At 62.4% G+C, this 17,776-nt stretch carries 16 protein-coding genes; 7 read left to right on the top strand and 9 right to left on the bottom strand.

The features are described 5' to 3' along the window. Positions 1-76 precede the first annotated feature (76 nt). The 4 genes from KK137_RS09805 to KK137_RS09790 all read right to left on the bottom strand — a co-directional run bounded on the left by KK137_RS09805 (position 77) and on the right by KK137_RS09790 (position 2,874). On the bottom strand, positions 77-718 hold the full coding sequence (locus KK137_RS09805) for a glutathione S-transferase N-terminal domain-containing protein (protein ID WP_214536263.1): 642 nt from the start codon (positions 716-718) through the stop codon (positions 77-79). 4 nt (positions 719-722) lie between these two features. Next, a complete protein-coding gene (locus KK137_RS09800; RefSeq protein ID WP_214536262.1) occupies positions 723-1,490 on the bottom strand; it encodes a sensor histidine kinase in 768 nt (255 codons plus the stop codon). Between the two features lie 67 nt (positions 1,491-1,557). Next, positions 1,558-2,022 (bottom strand): carboxymuconolactone decarboxylase family protein, encoded by a 465-nt coding sequence (locus KK137_RS09795; protein WP_214536261.1) that lies wholly within the window; start codon positions 2,020-2,022, stop codon positions 1,558-1,560. Between the two features lie 54 nt (positions 2,023-2,076). After that, positions 2,077-2,874 (bottom strand): SDR family oxidoreductase, encoded by a 798-nt coding sequence (locus tag KK137_RS09790; RefSeq protein ID WP_214536260.1) that lies wholly within the window; start codon positions 2,872-2,874, stop codon positions 2,077-2,079. Positions 2,875-3,239: 365 nt separating this feature from the next. On the opposite strand from KK137_RS09790, the gene KK137_RS09785 reads away from it, so the two are divergent. The 5 genes from KK137_RS09785 (at position 3,240) to KK137_RS09765 (ending at position 7,534) form a co-directional block, all read left to right on the top strand. Next, a complete protein-coding gene (locus tag KK137_RS09785; RefSeq protein ID WP_214536259.1) occupies positions 3,240-4,061 on the top strand; it encodes an alpha/beta fold hydrolase in 822 nt (273 codons plus the stop codon). Positions 4,062-4,173: 112 nt separating this feature from the next. Then, positions 4,174-5,052, top strand: a complete 879-nt coding sequence (locus tag KK137_RS09780) for a hypothetical protein (RefSeq protein WP_214536258.1) — start codon at positions 4,174-4,176, stop codon at positions 5,050-5,052. Between the two features lie 132 nt (positions 5,053-5,184). Beyond that, a complete protein-coding gene (locus tag KK137_RS09775; RefSeq protein WP_214536257.1) occupies positions 5,185-5,715 on the top strand; it encodes an RNA polymerase sigma factor in 531 nt (176 codons plus the stop codon). Further along, positions 5,705-6,697, top strand: coding sequence for a FecR family protein (locus KK137_RS09770; RefSeq protein ID WP_214536256.1), 993 nt, complete (start codon positions 5,705-5,707; stop codon positions 6,695-6,697). The genes KK137_RS09775 and KK137_RS09770 overlap by 11 nt, the downstream gene beginning before the upstream one ends. 72 nt (positions 6,698-6,769) lie before the next feature. Next, positions 6,770-7,534 carry a response regulator transcription factor gene (locus tag KK137_RS09765; RefSeq protein ID WP_214536255.1) on the top strand — a complete coding sequence of 255 codons (765 nt, stop codon included), beginning with the start codon at positions 6,770-6,772 and terminating at the stop codon, positions 7,532-7,534. Here KK137_RS09765 and KK137_RS09760 read toward each other — a convergent pair. Continuing rightward, positions 7,451-10,498, bottom strand: a complete 3,048-nt coding sequence (locus tag KK137_RS09760) for a TonB-dependent receptor (protein ID WP_214536254.1) — start codon at positions 10,496-10,498, stop codon at positions 7,451-7,453. The two genes, KK137_RS09765 and KK137_RS09760, sit on opposite strands and share 84 nt — an antisense overlap. 302 nt (positions 10,499-10,800) lie before the next feature. On the opposite strand from KK137_RS09760, the gene KK137_RS09755 reads away from it, so the two are divergent. Continuing rightward, complete coding sequence (locus KK137_RS09755) at positions 10,801-11,586, top strand: SDR family NAD(P)-dependent oxidoreductase (RefSeq protein WP_214536253.1); 786 nt, start codon at positions 10,801-10,803, stop codon at positions 11,584-11,586. A 93-nt stretch (positions 11,587-11,679) separates the two neighbouring features. After that, entirely contained in the window at positions 11,680-12,642 is a 963-nt protein-coding gene (locus KK137_RS09750) for an SDR family NAD(P)-dependent oxidoreductase (protein WP_214536252.1), read from the top strand. An 83-nt stretch (positions 12,643-12,725) separates the two neighbouring features. On the opposite strand, the gene KK137_RS09745 is transcribed toward KK137_RS09750, so the two are convergent. The 4 genes from KK137_RS09745 to kdpA are packed head-to-tail and all read right to left on the bottom strand — an operon-like array spanning position 12,726 to position 17,774. Then, positions 12,726-13,430 (bottom strand): response regulator, encoded by a 705-nt coding sequence (locus KK137_RS09745; protein ID WP_214536251.1) that lies wholly within the window; start codon positions 13,428-13,430, stop codon positions 12,726-12,728. Between the two features lie 10 nt (positions 13,431-13,440). Continuing rightward, positions 13,441-14,025 carry a potassium-transporting ATPase subunit KdpC gene (gene kdpC, locus KK137_RS09740; protein WP_214536250.1) on the bottom strand — a complete coding sequence of 195 codons (585 nt, stop codon included), beginning with the start codon at positions 14,023-14,025 and terminating at the stop codon, positions 13,441-13,443. Between the two features lie 11 nt (positions 14,026-14,036). After that, positions 14,037-16,064: a potassium-transporting ATPase subunit KdpB gene (kdpB, locus tag KK137_RS09735; protein ID WP_214536249.1), complete on the bottom strand. Its 2,028-nt coding sequence runs from the start codon at positions 16,062-16,064 to the stop codon at positions 14,037-14,039. Positions 16,065-16,073: 9 nt separating this feature from the next. Beyond that, positions 16,074-17,774, bottom strand: coding sequence for a potassium-transporting ATPase subunit KdpA (kdpA, locus tag KK137_RS09730; protein WP_214536248.1), 1,701 nt, complete (start codon positions 17,772-17,774; stop codon positions 16,074-16,076). Between the last annotated feature and the right edge of the window lie 2 nt (positions 17,775-17,776).

Here is a 17,776-nt window from a genome sequence, read left to right as displayed (position 1 = left end):
ACGATCTCGTACTGCCCGCGTTTGCGTTCGGGTGATCTCTGTTGCGCTCTTTCCGGCGGGCGGAGCGAGCCTTGGGCTACATTGCTGTTTCCTGGGCACTCGTATGACTCCCAAAGAACGGTGAATGGAGATCGCCGCGCAGCCCCTCTTCCGCCAGAGATTGGCGGACGGCGGGTCTTTCGGCGACCCGCTCAAAATAGGCGAGAAGTTCAACCGGCATCCAGGCTCCGAAGGCCTTTGCCCAACGCAACATCACGAACAAATAGGCATCCGCTACGGTGAAGCGCGGACCGAACAGGTAGAGCTCACGAATCTGTTCCGCGACCAACTCCAGCCTACTGGTAACCGCTTCGCGGGCCGCAGCCTTCTCGATGTCATGAGCACCGTGCCAGAGCGGCTTAAAGGCAGGATGGAGCTCGGTCGCCAGGTACGACAGCATTTCGACCAGCCGAATTCGTCCTAGCGGATTGCCCGGTTCGAAGGGCGGCTGCCGGTCGGCAATAAGCAGCAGGATCGCGATGTTCTCGGTTATGGCCTTCCCATCTTCGAGAACCAACATCGGCACGTAGCCCTTTGGGTTGAGCTGCGAATATTCTTCCCCGAATTCGGTGACCTTCGACTTCAGATCAACCCTTTCGAATTCTACGGGCACTTCGGCCTCGTGAAGTGAAATGCGGCTCGCCAGACTGCAGGCGCCTGGAGCGTAATAGAGTTTCATCGAGCTAACTCCGGTGGAGGGAAGCGTTTGGGATCGCGGGCAAGCGCAGGGTCACGCGCGTTCCGACACCTCGTTTGCTTTCAAGGCCAATGTCGCCTCCTGCGTCGCGAACGAAGCGATCCACCATGGCCAGGCCCACGCCGCCCAGTCCGTCGCTCTTGGTCGTAAAGAATGGCTCCAACGCACGGACGATCGTCGCGCGTGACATACCGATTCCGGTGTCGACGACGCGAAGTTCGACACTCGTGCCGTCGCTATCCGCCCGCGCCGAAACCGACACGAGTCCGCCTCCGGGCATGGCGTCCCGCGCGTTGAACACGAGATTGAGCACAGCATTCTGCAAGCCCATCGCCTCGCACCTCGCTCGCGGTAGGCCAGGTTCGATGTCGAACTTGAGGGCCAGCCCCGGTTCGCCCATGGCCTCGACCAAGGTGGCGACATCATCGAGGCATGCTGCGATATCAGTGCTATCACTACCGGCGATCGAGCGTCCCCGCACAAGGCCGATGTTCTTCCTGACGAGAGCGCCGGCTTGGTCGAGACAGGAGCGAGCCCTTTCCAGCATCGGTCCGGATTGTGCGGTTGGCATGTCTGGATTGCGTGCGATCACAGAGATCGCAGATGTCGCAACTTGGATCAGGTTGCCGAGGTCGTGAACCACACCGGCTTCGGATATGTCGGTTTGGTCGTCCCACTGCCTGTTCGATCCTTCGATATCGGCAAGCCGGGCGTGGGTGGGTAAGGGATCGATTGGATGGCCAACGGGCACCATGGGAGCCTCCCTAGTGAGCCGGGTGCGGGACACGGGCTCTGCCACATGCCCCAGACCCTTCCGGCGATCAGGCGGCAGCAGCCGTCGGCTCTTCGATCGGGTGGACTGCGCGGAGGCCGACCTGAACCCGATTCCAGACGTTGATCGAGCCAATGAGCAGCGTGAGGAAGGCGATCTCCTTTTCGCTGAACTGACTCTGCAGCATCGCGAAGTCCTCGTCCGGTGCGTGCGTCTTGGAGATGCGCGTGAGCGACTCTGTCCAATTGAGCGCGGCCCGCTCGCGATCGGTGAACAACGGTGAGCCGCGCCACGCGTCGAGCATGTGGATGCGCATATCGCTCTCTCCGTTCTTCACTGCGTCCTTGACGTGCATGTGGATGCAGAAGGCGCAGCCGTTGAGCTGAGACGCGCGCAGTCGCACCAGCTCGAGCAAACCGTGCTCCAGTCCGCTTTGTTCGATGCTCGCTTCAAGGGCGAGCATGGCCTTGGTGCCTTCCGGGGCGACCTGGAAAATGTTCATGCGGGGAGTCATCGTATGTTTCCTTCGTGGTTGAATTGGACCGGGGGTCGAAACCGCCAATCGCGGTCAGGCGCGCGCACCTGGAATGGTGACGAGAGGCGGGACCGAGCGCGGCAGCGGCGCGCTGGAGAGCCACTTTTCGAAGGTCGTGGTTCCGAGCCGAGCGTTCCCACCCGGCATCAGCGAAGCCTCGTTCAGCCTGACGCTGAAGTAGGGCGCGTCCGCGCTGCTCACGACGGCGCGCTTGTCTCCGTCATGTTCGAGCACATGCGCTACCAACTCGTCCATGAAGTAGCTTTGAGGGCCCGCCACCTCGATCATGCCGCCAGTGGGTTCATCGAGGGCCGCTTGCACAAGGGCGAAGGCGACATCCTGTGCTGCCATGGGTTGGAAGAGCGCGTGGGGTAATCGGACCTCAGCTCCGCGCGTCGCGTCGTCCGCAATACGCCGAAGGAACTCGAAGAACTGGGTTGCCCGGACAAGGGTGTGGGGGATCGCCGAAGCGGCGATCAGGCTTTCTTGCGCCAGCTTTGCTTGGAAATAGCCGCTGTCCTGCAGTCGTTCGGTGCCGACCACCGAGAGGGCCACGTGATGACGCACACCGACGGCCTTCTCGGTGTCGAGGAGATTGCTTCCCGAAGTCAGGAAGAAACGCTTCGCCTCGCGCCCGTCAAGGGAAGGCGAGTTGGAGGCATCGATCACGACGTCTGCACCATCCAGGGCATCGTAAAGACCCTCGCCGGTTATGGTATTCACTCCGGTATCGGGAGCAGCCGCGATGGTCTGGTGACCTCTCTCGTCGAGAAGCGCCACGACCTTTGAGCCGATCAGGCCCGTTCCGCCGATCACCACGATCTTCTTCATCTCTCACCTCGTCGTTGGGCAGGCCGCGAACGCTACTGCCGGTCGAAATCGAGATGAAAACTGCCCCCCGCAGACTGTTGGCGCCATTGTTCGAAGTGCGGTTTAGGCCTGTACCGCCCGTCAACTCTCAGGCGACGAAGGGATAGATTCGCGCCGAGTGTGGTCAGCAAAAAGGTGTGGTGAACGATGCCGAACTTACGCCCTTGGCATAGTCGGGCCCAACCTTTCGGCAGTCCGTCCCGGCCTTCCGCACAAGCCGCACTGGGCACGGGTTCAATCGACCGCGGGGGCCGGCCGCCTCAGATCGGGCGGGCGCGGAAGGCGGACCGCTGCGGATCGCCGGCGCTTACGAACAGGTGACTTGTATGCCCACCATCAGACTCCGCGACGGACATGAGATCTACTACAAGGATTGGGGAAAAGGCCCGATCGTGACCTTTTCGCACGGCTGGCCGCTCAATGCCGACGCCTGGGATGGTCAGATGCTGTTCCTTGCCCAGAACGGCTATCGTGTGATCGCTCACGACCGGCGAGGTCACGGCCGTTCCGCACAGACCTCCGAGCGCAACGACATGAATGGCTATGCGGACGATCTTGCTGAATTGATCGAGACGCTCGACTTGCGTGACATCACCATGGTCGGTCATTCGACGGGCGGTGGCGAGGTCGCCCGATACATCGGCCGCCATGGTACCGATCGTGTCATCAAGGCGGTTCTGCTCGGAGCCGTTCCGCCGATCATGCTTAAGACCGACGCCAATCCGGAAGGAATTCCGATCGAGGTGTTCGACGGCCTGCGTCGTGACATCGTGCGTGATCGGTCGCAGTTCTATCGCAACTTTGCCCTGCCGTTCTACGGCGCGAACCGGCCGGGCGCCCAGGTCCCGCAAAGCCTGCTCGACGAGTTCTGGCTGCTGAGCATGCAGGCGGGCCTCAAGAACGCGTACGATTGCATCAGCTCCTTCTCGGAAACCGACTTCACCGAGGATTTGAAGAAGTTCGACATTCCGACGCTCGTCGCCCACGGCGAGGATGACCAGATCGTGCCTATCCAGGATACGGCGCACAAGTCAGCGCGGATTCTCAAGGATGTGCGGGAAATCTACTATCCGGGCGCGCCACACGGTCTGACTGCCACGCATGCCGATCGGTTCAACGCCGATCTCCTTGCCTTTCTCCGCAGCTGAGCGACAAAGGCTCGCGACGAACGCTCGGTCCGATCTAGTATCGGGCGTTCGATCGCGAGAATCCGATTCCTGATCGTAAACGACCGGATCAGCTTGAATCTGGGAGGTGTTGATGAGCAATGCGCCGATCAAGATCCTGCTCCAGACTACCATCGAGACGACCGAAGACGATTGGTCGATCGCCCGGTTCGGACGCTTGGCCGAATTGCTGAGCACCGCAGTCGGCGACAACGAATTGGGGCTTTACGAGGTGACCGCTCGTGATCGCGGTCCTTTGACCGCTCCTGATCCGGTGCTCTCGGCACTGGACCAGAGCGACTTTGACCAGCTGTGGCTCTTTGCCGTCGATTCCGGTGACGGCCTCAGGCTGGAAGACTGCGAAGGCATCACGCGTTTTCGCCAGCGGGGTGGCGGGCTGCTGGTGACAAGGGATCACATGGATCTCGGATCGTCAGTCTGCTCGCTCGGAGGCGTGGGTGCCGCTCACTATTTCCATACCCGCAATCCCAATCCGGATCCGAGCGTTTGCGTGCCGGACGACCCTTTCACCACCGCCATTTCATGGCCGAATTTTCACTCGGGCGCGAATGGCGACTTCCAGACGGTGGAACCCACCTTCCCCATTCATCCCGTTCTGCGCAATGCGGCCTCTCCCGATGGCATCATTCACTTCCTGCCCTCACATCCGCACGAAGGAGGCATTCGCGTCCCTGAAGGGGCAAACGCGCGTGTCATCGTCAGCGGACACAGCAAGATTACGGGCCGGGCGTTCGATATAGCCGTGGCCTTCGAAGAAGGGCCCGACGGGGGCCGCGCCATCGCGCAGAGTACGTTTCACCACTTTGCCGATTACAACTGGGACACTCGCTCGGGATGTCCCAGCTTCGTGACTGAAGCGCCGGGGGAGGCCCTGCGACGCCATCCTGAGGCCTGGGCCGACACCCGGGCTTACGTGCTTAACCTGGCCGAGTGGCTGGGATCCAAGTCGTAGTCGGTAGCCGGCTGGAGCGTCGCAGTCACCCGCGTGACTGGAGAACTTGAGGGCGGTTCGGGTAGAGTGATTCCCTACATCTAGAGATCTGCCTTGGCCTTCCCGGGCGGGATATGGAAGAAGGGCCCCGCGATGGAGAGCGGCCAGGCCCAGTCATCAATTGAATTGCTCGCCCGCGAGGCGAAGCCCGTGCGCCACTGGCTGAAAGGGTATTTTCGCCGACGGATTGGAGCCGAGAGCGACGTCGACGATCTCGTCCAAGAGGTGTTCAGGCGGATCGTTTCGCGCGACAGCATCGAGCCCATCGGAAGTCTGAACGGCTACGTCATGAAAGTCGCGGCCAACGTCCTCACGGACAACGCGCGCCAACGATCCTCGCGTCACGTTGGCCGGCATGTCGAATTCGACGCCGATCTGCATGGCGATATGGAATTTGACCCGGAGCGCGTCCTTACGGGAAAGGAAGAACTTGATGCCGCTACCAGCGCGCTGTTGTCGTTGCCCGAGCGTACGCGGACGGTGTTCATCCTCCGGCGGCTCGAAGGCTGGCGGTTCGCCGACGTGGCCAAGCACCTTGGCATTTCGGTCAGCGCTGCGGAAAAGCATATGGTGAAGGCGATCCGACACCTCAGCGACGAAATGGAGAGACGCCATGCTCCGTGAGGCGCTGACCCTCGAGAGACTCAGCGCCATGGCGCCCGATGAGGCGGCCGCGTGGTTCCTTGCCCAACGTGACGAGGGGCTCGCGGCGCACGAAGAGACGATACTCGCGGATTGGCTTGCCGCGGATCAGGCCCATGGTGAAGCCTATCGGCGTGCGGAACGCGCATGGGAGGCATTCGCGGGGGCTGAGGACAACGAAGTCGTCGCTGCCATGCGTACCCATGCGCTTTCCGCGAAGGCGCCGTCCCGGCGGCCAACTCCTCAGATGGCCATGGCGGCCGCCGTGCTGATGGCCGTCGTGTTGGGCGTGGTATTGCTCTTTGGGCGCATGACGACACCCCAGGCGGAAGTCGTTCGCTATGATACCGAGCGCGAAGTCCGGGACATTAGGCTGCCGGACGGCAGTTTGATGACCCTGGACGCTCAGAGCGAGGCCCTCGCGAGCTTCAGTGACCAGGAACGCTCCCTGGAATTGAGACGCGGGCGGGCGCTGTTCGCTGTCGAAAAAGATCGGTCGAGGCCGTTTGTGGTCAGTGCCGGGGCGCGGCGGGTCGTCGCCTTAGGCACCCAATTCGAGGTCGATCTCCTGCCGGCTGGTCTGACGGTCACGCTCTTCGAAGGCCGAGTGGCGATCGAGCCAAAATCGGGCAAGGCCCTCGCCACACTTTCGCCAGGTGAACAGTACCTAGAGACCAACGGCTCGTCAGTTGTGCGCAAGCTTGCCGGTGACGATCTTGAGCCCGCCGCGTGGCGCAACGGCTTGCTGAACTTCGACGATCGGTCCCTTGAAGAGGCTGTGGCCGAGGTTAACCGCTATGCCCGAGAGCCCATCGTCATCCGGGATCCCAAAGTCGGCGCGATGCGTATCTCCGGACAGTTCAAGGCAGGAGACGCGGAACGCTTCGCGCGCACCGTCGCCGAGGTTTACCCGTTGCAAGTTGTGCGTCAGGCAGGCCAGCTCGAACTGGTGACGAGCGACTAACGGCGTAACCCGAAAATTGAAGTGAGGGTTTTTGCTCGCCTCGCGTCCTTATGCGCGAAGGGAGTGAGAAGCATGACTTCGATCACGGCGTTGAATGGGTATGGAAACGCATCGCAACCGGGCATGCCTGCCACGACGTTGGAGCCTTTCGAAGAACACGCCACCGTCCATGCGGTGGGTTTCGATCCCCCGATGCAAGATCAAATCGGCGACTTGTTCCGCTCGGTAGGGCTCAAGACCCGGATGCATGCCCACCTCGATGCCTTCGCCGGTGACCCATCACTGGACAGCGGATGCGTCATGGTCCGCGCGCGATCGGCTTTAACAGGGGTCATGGACTTCCTCTCGCAACTCCTTCGAGGAAGGTGCACGCTCCCGATGATCGTTGTCGCCGACCGCGCCGACGTACGGATGGCCGTCCTGGCCATGAAGGCCGGCGCGATCGACTTCCTCGAACATCCGCTACGCGATCACGACGTGCTTGAAGCTGTGGGACGAGCTCTTCGAATCGATTACGCGCAACGCCAGGTCGAAGCGCCACGGCGGGAGTGGCAAGCGCGCTATGCGCGGCTTTCTCCGCGCGAGCGACAGGTCATGCTGCTCGTCGCTCAGGGGCGCCTTAATAAGCAAGTTGCCGGCGATCTCGGTCTGAGCGAAGTGACCGTGAAAGTTCATCGGAGCTCGGCGATGCGCAAGATGGGAGCCCGAACGCTCGCCGATCTGGTGCGCATGGCCGATGCCGTGACGGCGAGTTCAGAATTCGGCGCTGAGAACCAGTTGAAAGCGGCGCCCGCGCGGATCGCCGTACATGCTGTAGAAGGCAGGCCCCGATGCTAGAGTGGCCTCGCGCGGCGGTGCCTGGTCGAGCGCGTTGATGATCCCGAAATCGAGGCTCGCGTCAAAGGTTTGGGTTCGAAACCGTCGGCCGACATATATATCCAGATAGGCCTGCGAGCCGACCCATTGCGAACCCTGAAGTTCGACCGCCCTTTCGTCGACACCTAGGTTGGAAGCGGAGACTCGGTAACGGCTGAAATATTGCAGATTGGCGCCCAAGGAGAGGGGGCCCGAGGTGAAGTCGAAGCCGCCGTTTGCTCTCCACCCCAGCGGCTCGCCCAAATATCCCACTCGTTCGACGGGGTCTGCGAAGGGTTCGACCAGTTCGTTGCTGATTTGCCAGGTCGCCACGGCGTAGGGGTGTAGCGTACCGCCGAGAAACGGTACGCTCCACTCGAGAACACCGTCGACCGTTTCAACTTTCACCCGCCCGGCATTGGTCACGCTCGAGTCGAGCAGCAGGATCTTGCCTCCAGTATAGCCCAAGGCCCGGTCCTCGTCTGTCAGCGGCTCGCGGATCACACGCTCGGGCCAGTCATCCTCGTGATCGAGGACCGACGCGGGCATGAAGGGATCGCCAGTCCTGTTGATGCGCGAGTAGTCCAGCGAGAAGCGCGGAGCGTTGTCGCCGAAGGGGTTGAGCACGGCTCCCAGCGACAGCGTGCTGGCCTCGATTTCCTCAAGATCGGGATTTCCGCTCATCCCCTCGATATAGGTCCCCTCGTCGGTGAAGAAGGCGTTGCCGCGCTTGGGATCCAGCAGGAACATCCGGTCGGCTTCTATTTCCAACGGGACGAGCAGGTTCGGGGAGGGCGGTTGCGCACCGGTGGCATAACTCGCGCGCAACATCAGCCAGGGGAGGGGCGAAACTTTCGCTCCGGCCGTGACTGACGTGCCGGAGAAGCGCCTGTCCGCAAAGGTAGACGTTTCGGGTTCATAGGCATCCGACGCGAACACGAATTTCTGGCGGTCGTGACGCAGGGCGAGTTGCAGCTCCAGATTGTCGAGCAGCGGCACCGGCGCTCCACTTCCAAATATCGGCGCCCGCAGTTCGCCATAGAGCGATTCCTCGGCAACCGAGCGAGCCAGAGCCTGCGTGCCGCTCCTTTCCGGAAGCTTGTCCGTCAGGGATCGCACATAGCGTGGCACCCGCTCACGGCGGCGTTGCGCCAGAACCGTGAGCGTGGTCGCGCCGCTTCCCAAGTCGAACAAAGGGCCCGCGAGGCGAAGCGACTGTTCCTGGTAGCGATTGCGCCCTCGGTCCGCCGAGGATCCGTCGGTTTGATACTTTTGGGTCGCCTGCAGGAAATCGTCCCAATTGCCGAAAGGCGTGAGTTCTGGATCGTCGCCGGGAAAGCCGAACAGAAAGAGCGGACCGTCGTAGGAATGCTCGGTACCTCCGGCGCGATCATACTGCGAATAGCCGAAAGTCGCTTCGGCGGTTCCGCTCCAACCGAGCGGCAGCGGTACGATGGCCCCCGCCGTTAAGCGGGCGCCCTCGAATGTGGTGCGCGCGTATCCGTCTTCCGGTGATGCGGGGAAGTATACGGTAACGAAGTCGGTAAAGGGGTTCTGCGGCGCGTCCGGTGACATCGTGAGCGAGCCAAAGGACGTATGGAAAAAGTTGGTCCCGCGGTTGCGCAAGTAGAGCGCGTCGAAATAGCCTTCCACGCCGCCGCCGAAATCGTGTCGCAGGCTGGCGATGCCGGAAAGTGTATTGGCGTTCGAGCCCATCTGGCTCTGGGCTTCGGCTTCGGTGATGCCGAAATCCGGCAGCCCGCCATTCGGGCTCAGGGCTGCAAAAAGGTCTGAAGGATTTCCGCCGAAACCGACCGGTAAGAAGGCATAGCCACCGCTCAGCTCTCCCCCGCCGTATTCGGGTTTCAGCACGAGCGGCCCAAAGCCCAAGGGCCCAATCGCGAGAGCTCCATTCGCGTTGGCGGGAAGTAGGAACATGCTGTCCGGTGAGAGTTGGAAGTTCCGACGCCGGTTCTTCACCGTGTAGTCCCGCTGGCCAATCAACAGGGGTTCCTCGGATGACCAGCCAAATCCAAGCATGACGTCGGTGCGTCCGTCGTCGGGTGTGAAGCCGAACCGTCCCTCGAGACCCAGCCGCTCTGCATCGCCGCGCGCGCTGATCCCACCCGTCGCATGCAGCTCGGCACCACGATAATCGCGCTTCAGAACGACGTTGACCACGCCGCCCAAGGCGCCGAACCCGTGGATACCGCCAGCCGTGCCGGTCAACGTCTCGATCCGCTCTACGGCGTGCAACGGTATCGCGTTGATGTCGGGCTGCGCAGTCCCCAAATTGATGTCCGGAACGCCTGGCATCCGCCGCCCGTCGATGAGGACCATCGTTCCTGCGGTACCCATACCGCGCAAGTCGATCTGCGAGTTGGTCGCGCCGCGGTCGAACAGGTTTGGCGGAAGGGCCTGGGTGTTCCCGGTGATACGGCTGCGGAAATACTGGTCGAGATTGTCCCGGTGGGACCGGACGATCTCCTCCCCGGTCGTCACCTGATAGGGCTGGATGTCATTTTCGCGCCGTTGGATGTCGACGTTTTGGCTACGGCGTGCGGTAACGAGAATCTCGGGCGCCGGCAGATCGACCGGCGGTGGGATGAATGCAGGGATCTTCGATGGCGACTCTGCCGGGCGCCGCCGCTCGATGACCCAGGCGCCTGATGAAGCCCGCCGCGTGGTCAGGTCGGTTCCAGCGAGAATCTGCCTTAGCGAGGCCTCGACCGTGAGGTTGCTGCGGATGCGGGGAGAGCGCTTGCCGCGCAGAACAGCCTGGTCGTACAACAGCTCGCTGCCGGTTTGGCGAGCCAGGTCGCGCAAGGCCGACGTGAGCGGCTGAGGACGGATGTCGATCGGAAAGGCGTATCCCTGGGCCGTCGCACTAAGAGGCAGCATGAGCGCTGATAGCACCAGGGCGCCGCCTACCATTTTCCGGAACATACCCGTCCCCCCTACGAGTGGTCCGCCATCCTTGACCAAAAACCACGAGAGCCGACAACCAACAATTTCTCCTTTGAAGTAACGATTTGGCGATAGCCTCCCAACCACTCCGCAGGAGCAGGCCATTTGTACCCGGTTGACTGCCTTCATTGCAGGCGCCTTGATGCGCGTGAAGCGGAGAGGCACGAGCCCAAGGTGTATCTGAGGGTGTCCTTCGGGATCGAAAAGCTAGACCTAAGAACAATTTAGTCCGCCAGGCGCGGCCCTATTCTCCGGAGGATCAGTCTGAAAGGAACGATCTCATGGAAATGCTGGCCGGGAAAACGGCGATGATCACAGGAGCGGCCAGCGGGATTGGGCTGGCCATTGCCAAGCGCTTCGCAAGGGAAGGGGCGCAAGTGATCATCTCGGGCCGGCGCCAGGCCCAGTTACAGGAAGCGGTTCGTGAGATCGGCCCGGGTACCCTCGCCATAGAAGGCGATGTAGCCGACCCGATGCACCACGCGCAGGCAGCCGACGAAATCGCCACGCGGTTCGGTGGGCTGGATATCTACGTGGCCAACGCGGGCATCAACACGATCCGCCATTCGGCCCTTGTTTCCGAAGCCGACTATGACGCGCAGTTTGCCACCAACGCGCGCGGCACCTTTTTCGGTGTGCAAAAGATGGTGACCGTGATGCGCGATGGTGGCGCCATCGTTCTGACCGGCTCGATTGCGAGCGAGAAGGTGCTCGACGGTCATGCCGTCTACGCTGCCACAAAGGCGGCCATTGGCGCTTTCGCTCGGAGCTGGGCGATCGAACTCAGCGAGCGCCGCATTCGGGTCAATGTGCTGAGCCCGGGACCGACGAACACGTCGATCCTCGCCAAGCTGGGCGTACCGGAAGAACAGCGCGAAACGTTCGAGCGAGCCATGGCCTCTGCCATTCCGCTGGGGCGGTTGGGTGACCCCGACGAGCTGGCGCAGGCGGCGCTGTTTCTGGCCTCCGACGCGAGCCATTTCGTGACTGGCATCAACCTGAGAGTAGACGGGGGGATGACGATCTTTGACGGGTCATCGAAGAAAAAGGGCCCGCCAGTCAGTTGATTTGAGGCGCGTCGCCCAGTGATTTCCACGCGGCCCGGAGATGGAGAGGCGAAGGATGTTCGGCCTTGCAGCCCGCAGACTGAGATGGATCGAATGCAAACAGTTCAACGTCCCATCGGATCGGGCTTCGATGCCTTCACCACCGCCGCAGAGGTAATCGCTGGCGTGGATCTCTCGGGCAAAGTCGCGATCGTGACGGGTGGCTATTCTGGACTTGGCCTCGAAACCGCTCGACAGTTGGCCGGGGCAGGCGCCGAAGTCTTCGTCCCGGCACGTTCGATAGACAAGGCGAGGGCGCAGGCTGCGGGCATTCCGCGCTTAACCCTGCTACCGATGGATTTGCTCGATCGTTCGACGGTCGATGCCTTTGCCGACCAATTCCTGGCCACGGGAAGGCCGTTGCACTTCTTGATCAACAGCGCGGGCATCATGATGCCACCACTCTTCCGCGATGACCGCGGCAACGAGGGGCAATTTGCCGTCAATCACCTGGGTCATTTCCGCCTGACCCAGCGGCTCATACCCGCGCTTGAGCGAGCGAACGGGGCTCGCGTGGTTTCGGTCTCATCGCGCGGCCATTTTCGTGCCGGTGTCGACTTCGACGATCCAGCCTTTCAGGCTCGCGCCTATGATCCCGGTATCGCCTATGGACAATCAAAGACCGCCAATGCGCTTTTCGCCTTGGGTCTGGACATGCGTTATCAGGATCGAGGCGTTCGCGCGTTCTCGCTTCACCCGGGCGCAATCTTCACCGAGTTGATGCGCAACATCCCGCGGGGAGTGCTCCTCGAAAATGGCATCACGGATGAACAGGGCGGAGCCGTGGTCGATCCGGCCAAAGACAGGAAAAGCGTGCCGCAGGGCGCAGCCACTCAAACATGGTGCGCGATCAGCCCCCAGTTGGAGGGCATGGGCGGCGTCTACTGTGAGGATTGCGACATTGCATGGCCCTCTCCAGCCGACTCTTCTATCGCGAAGGGAGTGAGGCCCTGGGCCATGGATCCCGGTCTCGCAGATCGGCTCTGGACACTTAGCGAAGATCTAGTCGCGTCCTAAGCTGTCGATCCGCATGGTGGGGTTCTCCATTGGTCCAAGTTTTGGGCGATCCAAGTGTTGGTTCCTCACTGACGCATTTGAGGTCAGTCCAGGACCTTCTCCCCGCTATTGATCCGGTATCCCACGCCTAGCTCGTTGACGATGACTCGTGGCCGCGAGGAGTCTTCTTCCAGCTTCTGCCGCAAGTTCCGCACCACGATGCGCAGGTAGTCAACGCGAGTTTCATGCGCCGGGCCCCAGACAGATCGCAGCAATTGGGCGTGGCTGATTACGCGATCAGGGTGTTTCGCCAGTTCGGCGAGGACATCGTATTCCTTGCGCGACAAGTGCACGTCCTTGCCAGAGCGCGTAACTCGTCGATGGCCCAGATCGATCACTATATCACCGGCCTTGATAACCTCGCGCTCGGCATGACTGGCCAGCCGGTGGCGAAGAGCGGTGCGGATCCGGGCAAGCAGCTCTTCCGTGTCGAAGGGCTTGGTCAGGTAATCGTCCGCCCCGAGATCTAAGGCTGCCACCTTCTCCGCGACGTCCTCGCGAGCCGATACAACCATGAGCGTCGCATCCGAACGGGACTTGATAAGCGGGATCATCTCCAGGCCGTCACGATCGGGCAGGCCAAGGTCGAGGAGCACTGTGTGGGGTTTGACGATGTCGATTAGCGACAACCCCTCTCGCGCCGTCCCCGCCTCGGTAACCTCGTGCCCCGCGCGCTGGATAGCGGCGCGGAGCAGTCGGCGAACGTGTCCGTCGTCCTCGACGATCAAGATCCGGGTCGGCGGTGCCATCGCTTTCAATTTAGGGGCGCGCGTTCAATCGGTCGAGATCACGGTTGAGGGCGAGGACATTTACCCGCGGTTCGCCGAGGAAGCCTAGCGCCGGTCCCTGGACATGCTGCCGGACCAGGTTGCGCAAGTCATCGGCCGCGATGCCTCGCGCCTCGGCCACCCTGGTAACCTGGTAAAGGGCGGCTTCGGGGCTGATGTGGGGGTCAAGCCCCGAAGCCGAGGTGGTCACCAGATCAGGTGGGACATCAGAGTCTGGCGATTGAGGAAGAGCGGCGAGATCGCCTTTCACCCTGTCGACCAGCGCTTGGCTAGTCGGCCCCAGATTGGAGCCCGCAGAGGCTGTCGCATCATAGCCGTTGCTCCCCGCGGCTGACGGGCGGCCATGGAAGTAGCGGTCAGTGGCGAAGGCTTGACCGAGCAGCTCGGAGCCGATCACACGATCGTTCTCGCGGATGAGGCTGCCGTTTGCCTGGTGCGGAAAGAACGTTTGCGCGAGCCCGGTGATCACAGCCGGGTAGAAAAGACCCAGCAACGCGGCGAACAGGAGCGTCAGTACCAAGGCAGGACGCAGGGCGGTCTTGATGTCAGTAAGCATTGGGTCTGTCCTCAGGCAAGCTGGAAGCCGGAAACGGCGAGATCGATGAGCTTGATGCCGATGAACGGCGCCAGGAGGCCGCCGAGGCCGTAGATCGCGAGGTTACGTGCGAGCAGGGGTCCCGCACCCATTGGCTTGTAGGTCACCCCCTTCAGCGCCAGTGGCACGAGTGCCGGAATGATCAGGGCATTGAAGATGATTGCGGAAAGGATCGCGCTCTCCGGGCTGGCGAGACCCATCACGTTGAGCACTCCGAGGCCGGGATAAAGCGCGATGAACATCGCCGGGATGATCGCGAAATACTTGGCGACGTCGTTGGCGACCGAAAACGTGGTCAGCGCCCCGCGTGTCATCAGCAGTTGCTTGCCGAGCCCGACGATCTCGATAAGCTTGGTCGGATCGCTGTCGAGGTCGACCATATTGCCGGCCTCGCGCGCGGCCTGGGTGCCGGTATTCATCGCCACGCCGACATCCGACTGCGCGAGCGCGGGCGCATCATTGGTCCCGTCACCGCACATCGCCACCAGACGCCCGCCCGCCTGCTCCTTGCGGATCAGCTCCAGCTTGTCCTCGGGCGTCGCTTCGGCGAGGAAGTCGTCCACGCCGGCTTCAGCCGCAATCGCGGCCGCGGTCAGCGGATTGTCGCCAGTGATCATCACCGTGCGAATGCCCATGCGGCGGAGTTCGGCGAAACGCTCGCGCACGCCGGCCTTGACCACGTCCTTGAGCGCGATGGCACCCAGCAGCTTGCCATCGCGGCTCACCGCGAGCGGCGTCGCGCCGGAACGGGCAATCTCGTCGGTGATCTCGCGCAATTCGGCCGCGGCTGGGGTGTCGGCAAGCTCCGGCTCGGCCTTGAGGATGGAATCGACGGCTCCCTTGCGGATGACAACGCCGGCGACCTCGACGCCCGAAACGCGCGTTTGGGCTGTGAACGGGATCACTTTGGCATCGGAGGGAAGTTCGCGGGTGGGCATCGCGTACTTCTGCCGGGCCAGCATCACGATCGATCGGCCTTCGGGCGTCTCGTCGGACAGACTGGCGAGCAGGGCCGCGCTAGCGAGAGTGTCGGTGTCGACGCCGCTGAGCGGGCGCAGCGCGCTGGCTTGGCGGTCGCCGATGGTAATCGTGCCGGTCTTGTCGAGCAGCAGCACTCCGATGTCGCCGGCGGCCTCAACTGCACGGCCCGATTTGGCGAGGACGTTGAAGCGCACCAGCCGATCCATGCCCGCGATGCCGATCGCCGAAAGAAGCGCGGCGATCGTGGTTGGGATGAGAGTGATCAGCAGCGCTGCAAGTATCGCCACCGGCACACCGCCCCCGGCATAGCTCGCAAAGCCCGGAATGGTCGAAACCGCGATCAGGAAAATGATCGTAAGGCCGACCAGCAGGATGGTGAGCGCGATCTCGTTAGGGGTTTTCTGGCGTTCGGCACCCTCGACGAGCGCGATCATCCGGTCGAGGAAGCCCTGTCCGGGTTCTTGTGTCACGCGCACCTTGATCCGGTCGGAAATGACCCGCGTGCCGGCGGTAACGGCCGATCGGTCGCCACCGGCTTCACGGATCACAGGCGCGCTTTCGCCGGTGATTGCGGCTTCGTTGACTGAGGCCACGCCTTCGATGACCTCGCCGTCAGCAGGTATCAGGTCGCCGGTCTCGACCAGGACCACTTCACCCTTCTCCAGTTGCGAGGCGGCGACCATTTCATAGAGATCGTCCGTGCCTAGCAGCAACTTGGCCTTGAGTTCGGACTTGGCCGCCCGCAGGGATGCGGCCTGCGCCCTCCCTCGACCTTCCGCTAGCGCTTCGGCGAAAGTCCCGAACAGCACTGTCAGCCAGAGCCAGACGATCAGTTGCACCTGGAACCCGACCGCGAGACGTTCGCCGCCGATCAGCAGCAAGACCGTCAGGAGGGTTGCCACTACCGCCGTTGTGAACAGGACGGGGTTGCGGACGAGCTGGCGCGGGTTGAGCTTCTTGAAAGCGTCGCCGATCGCGGGAAGGATCAGGTCGGCTGTGAATACGCTGGGTTTGGTCATGGACGTCACTCAAAAGAGCTGGCCGCGGACCATCGCGATGTGGTCAGCGATGGGTCCGAGCGCGAGGCTGGGAAGGAAGGTCAGACCGCCAACGATCAGGATGATCCCGACGAGCAGCCCGACCCACAGCGGGCCGGTGGTGGGGAAGGACCCCGCGGTCTCCGGAGTATACTTCTTGGCGGCGAGGCTGCCGGCCACCGCGAGGATCGGGACGATCATGAAGAACCGCCCCAACCACATCGCAGTGCCAAGCAGGCCGTTGTAGAACGGTGTGGCCGCCGTCAGCCCGGCAAAGGCCGAACCGTTGTTTCCGGTCGCCGACGTGTAAGCGTAGAGGATCTCCGTAAAGCCGTGTGGTCCCTTGTTGAGCGGGCCGGCCAGGCCCTGCGGCAGGACCGCCGAGAGCGCGGTCAGGCCAAGGATCGACAGCGGCAGGATGGCGATCGCCAGCACGGCCAGCTTGACCTCGCGGCTTTCGATCTTTTTGCCGACGTATTCCGGAGTGCGCCCCACCATTAGCCCGGCGACGAACACTGCCAGGATGGCGAAGACCAGGAAGCCGTAGATACCCGCGCCGACACCGCCAATGACGACTTCCCCGAGCTGCATGTTGAACAGCGGGATCATGCCGCCTAGCGCGGTGAAGCTGTCGTGCATGGCGTTCACCGCCCCGCATGACGCGGCCGTTGTGACGACAGAAAACAGCGCGCTCGCGGCAATGCCGAAGCGGACTTCCTTGCCCTCCATGTTGCCCCCGGTGAGCCCAAGGACGTGAAGGTTGGGATTGCCTGCGGCTTCCTGCCAGTAGGTCACGCTTGCGCCGGCGAGGAACAGGATCATCATCGCGGCGAGGATGGCCCAACCCTGTCGGGTGTTGCCCATCGCCTTGCCGAAGCACCACGTCATCCCCGAACCAATCGCGAAGATCGAGAGCATCTGCACCAGGTTGGTCAGCGCGGTCGGATTCTCGAATGGGTGCGCCGAGTTGGCATTGAAGAAGCCCCCACCGTTAGTGCCGAGCATCTTGATCGCTTCTTGCGATGCGACCGGCCCGAGCACGATCGATTGCTTGGCGCCTTCAAGCGTGGTCGCATCGACGAGGCTGGCAAACGTCTGCGGCACGCCGCTGGCGACAAGGAACAGGGCGTAAACGAGGCAGATCGGAAGCAGCAGGTAGAGCGTAACCCGTGTGAGATCGGCCCAGAAGTTGCCGATTCCGCTGGCCTGCCGTCGCGCGAAGCCGCGGAACAGCGCGAAGGCGATCGCAATGCCTGTCGCCGCCGAGAGAAAGTTATGGATCGTCAGCCCGAGCATCTGACTCAGGACCGACAAGGTCTCGCCCGAATAGCTCTGCCAGTTCGTATTGGCCGTGAAGCTGATCGCCGTGTTGAAAGCGAGATCGGGGCTCTGCCCGGCCAGATCTCGGGAGTTCAGCGGAAGAACGGCTTGTAACCGCAGGATCGCATAGGTGAATAGCAGCGTCGCGACCTGAAACAGCAGCATATGCACCGCGTACCGGCGCCAGCTTTGATCAGTCGTGGGGTCTATCCCGGCGAGCGTGTAGAAGCCGCGCTCGATCGGACCGAGCACGGCATGGAGCGGCGTCCGCCGTCCGTCATAGAGTGCGTAGAGCCACAGCCCGATCGGCTTGGCCAGGGCGACGGTGAGTGCCGCGAAGATGAGGATCAGCGCCCATCCCTCGAATGTCATGG

This window comes from Croceibacterium selenioxidans (genome assembly GCF_018599195.1).
Classification (GTDB): Bacteria; Pseudomonadota; Alphaproteobacteria; order Sphingomonadales; family Sphingomonadaceae; genus Croceibacterium_A; species Croceibacterium_A selenioxidans.
The sequence above is the reverse complement of the archived record's forward strand: the minus strand, read 5'-3'. Positions and strand labels throughout refer to the sequence as shown.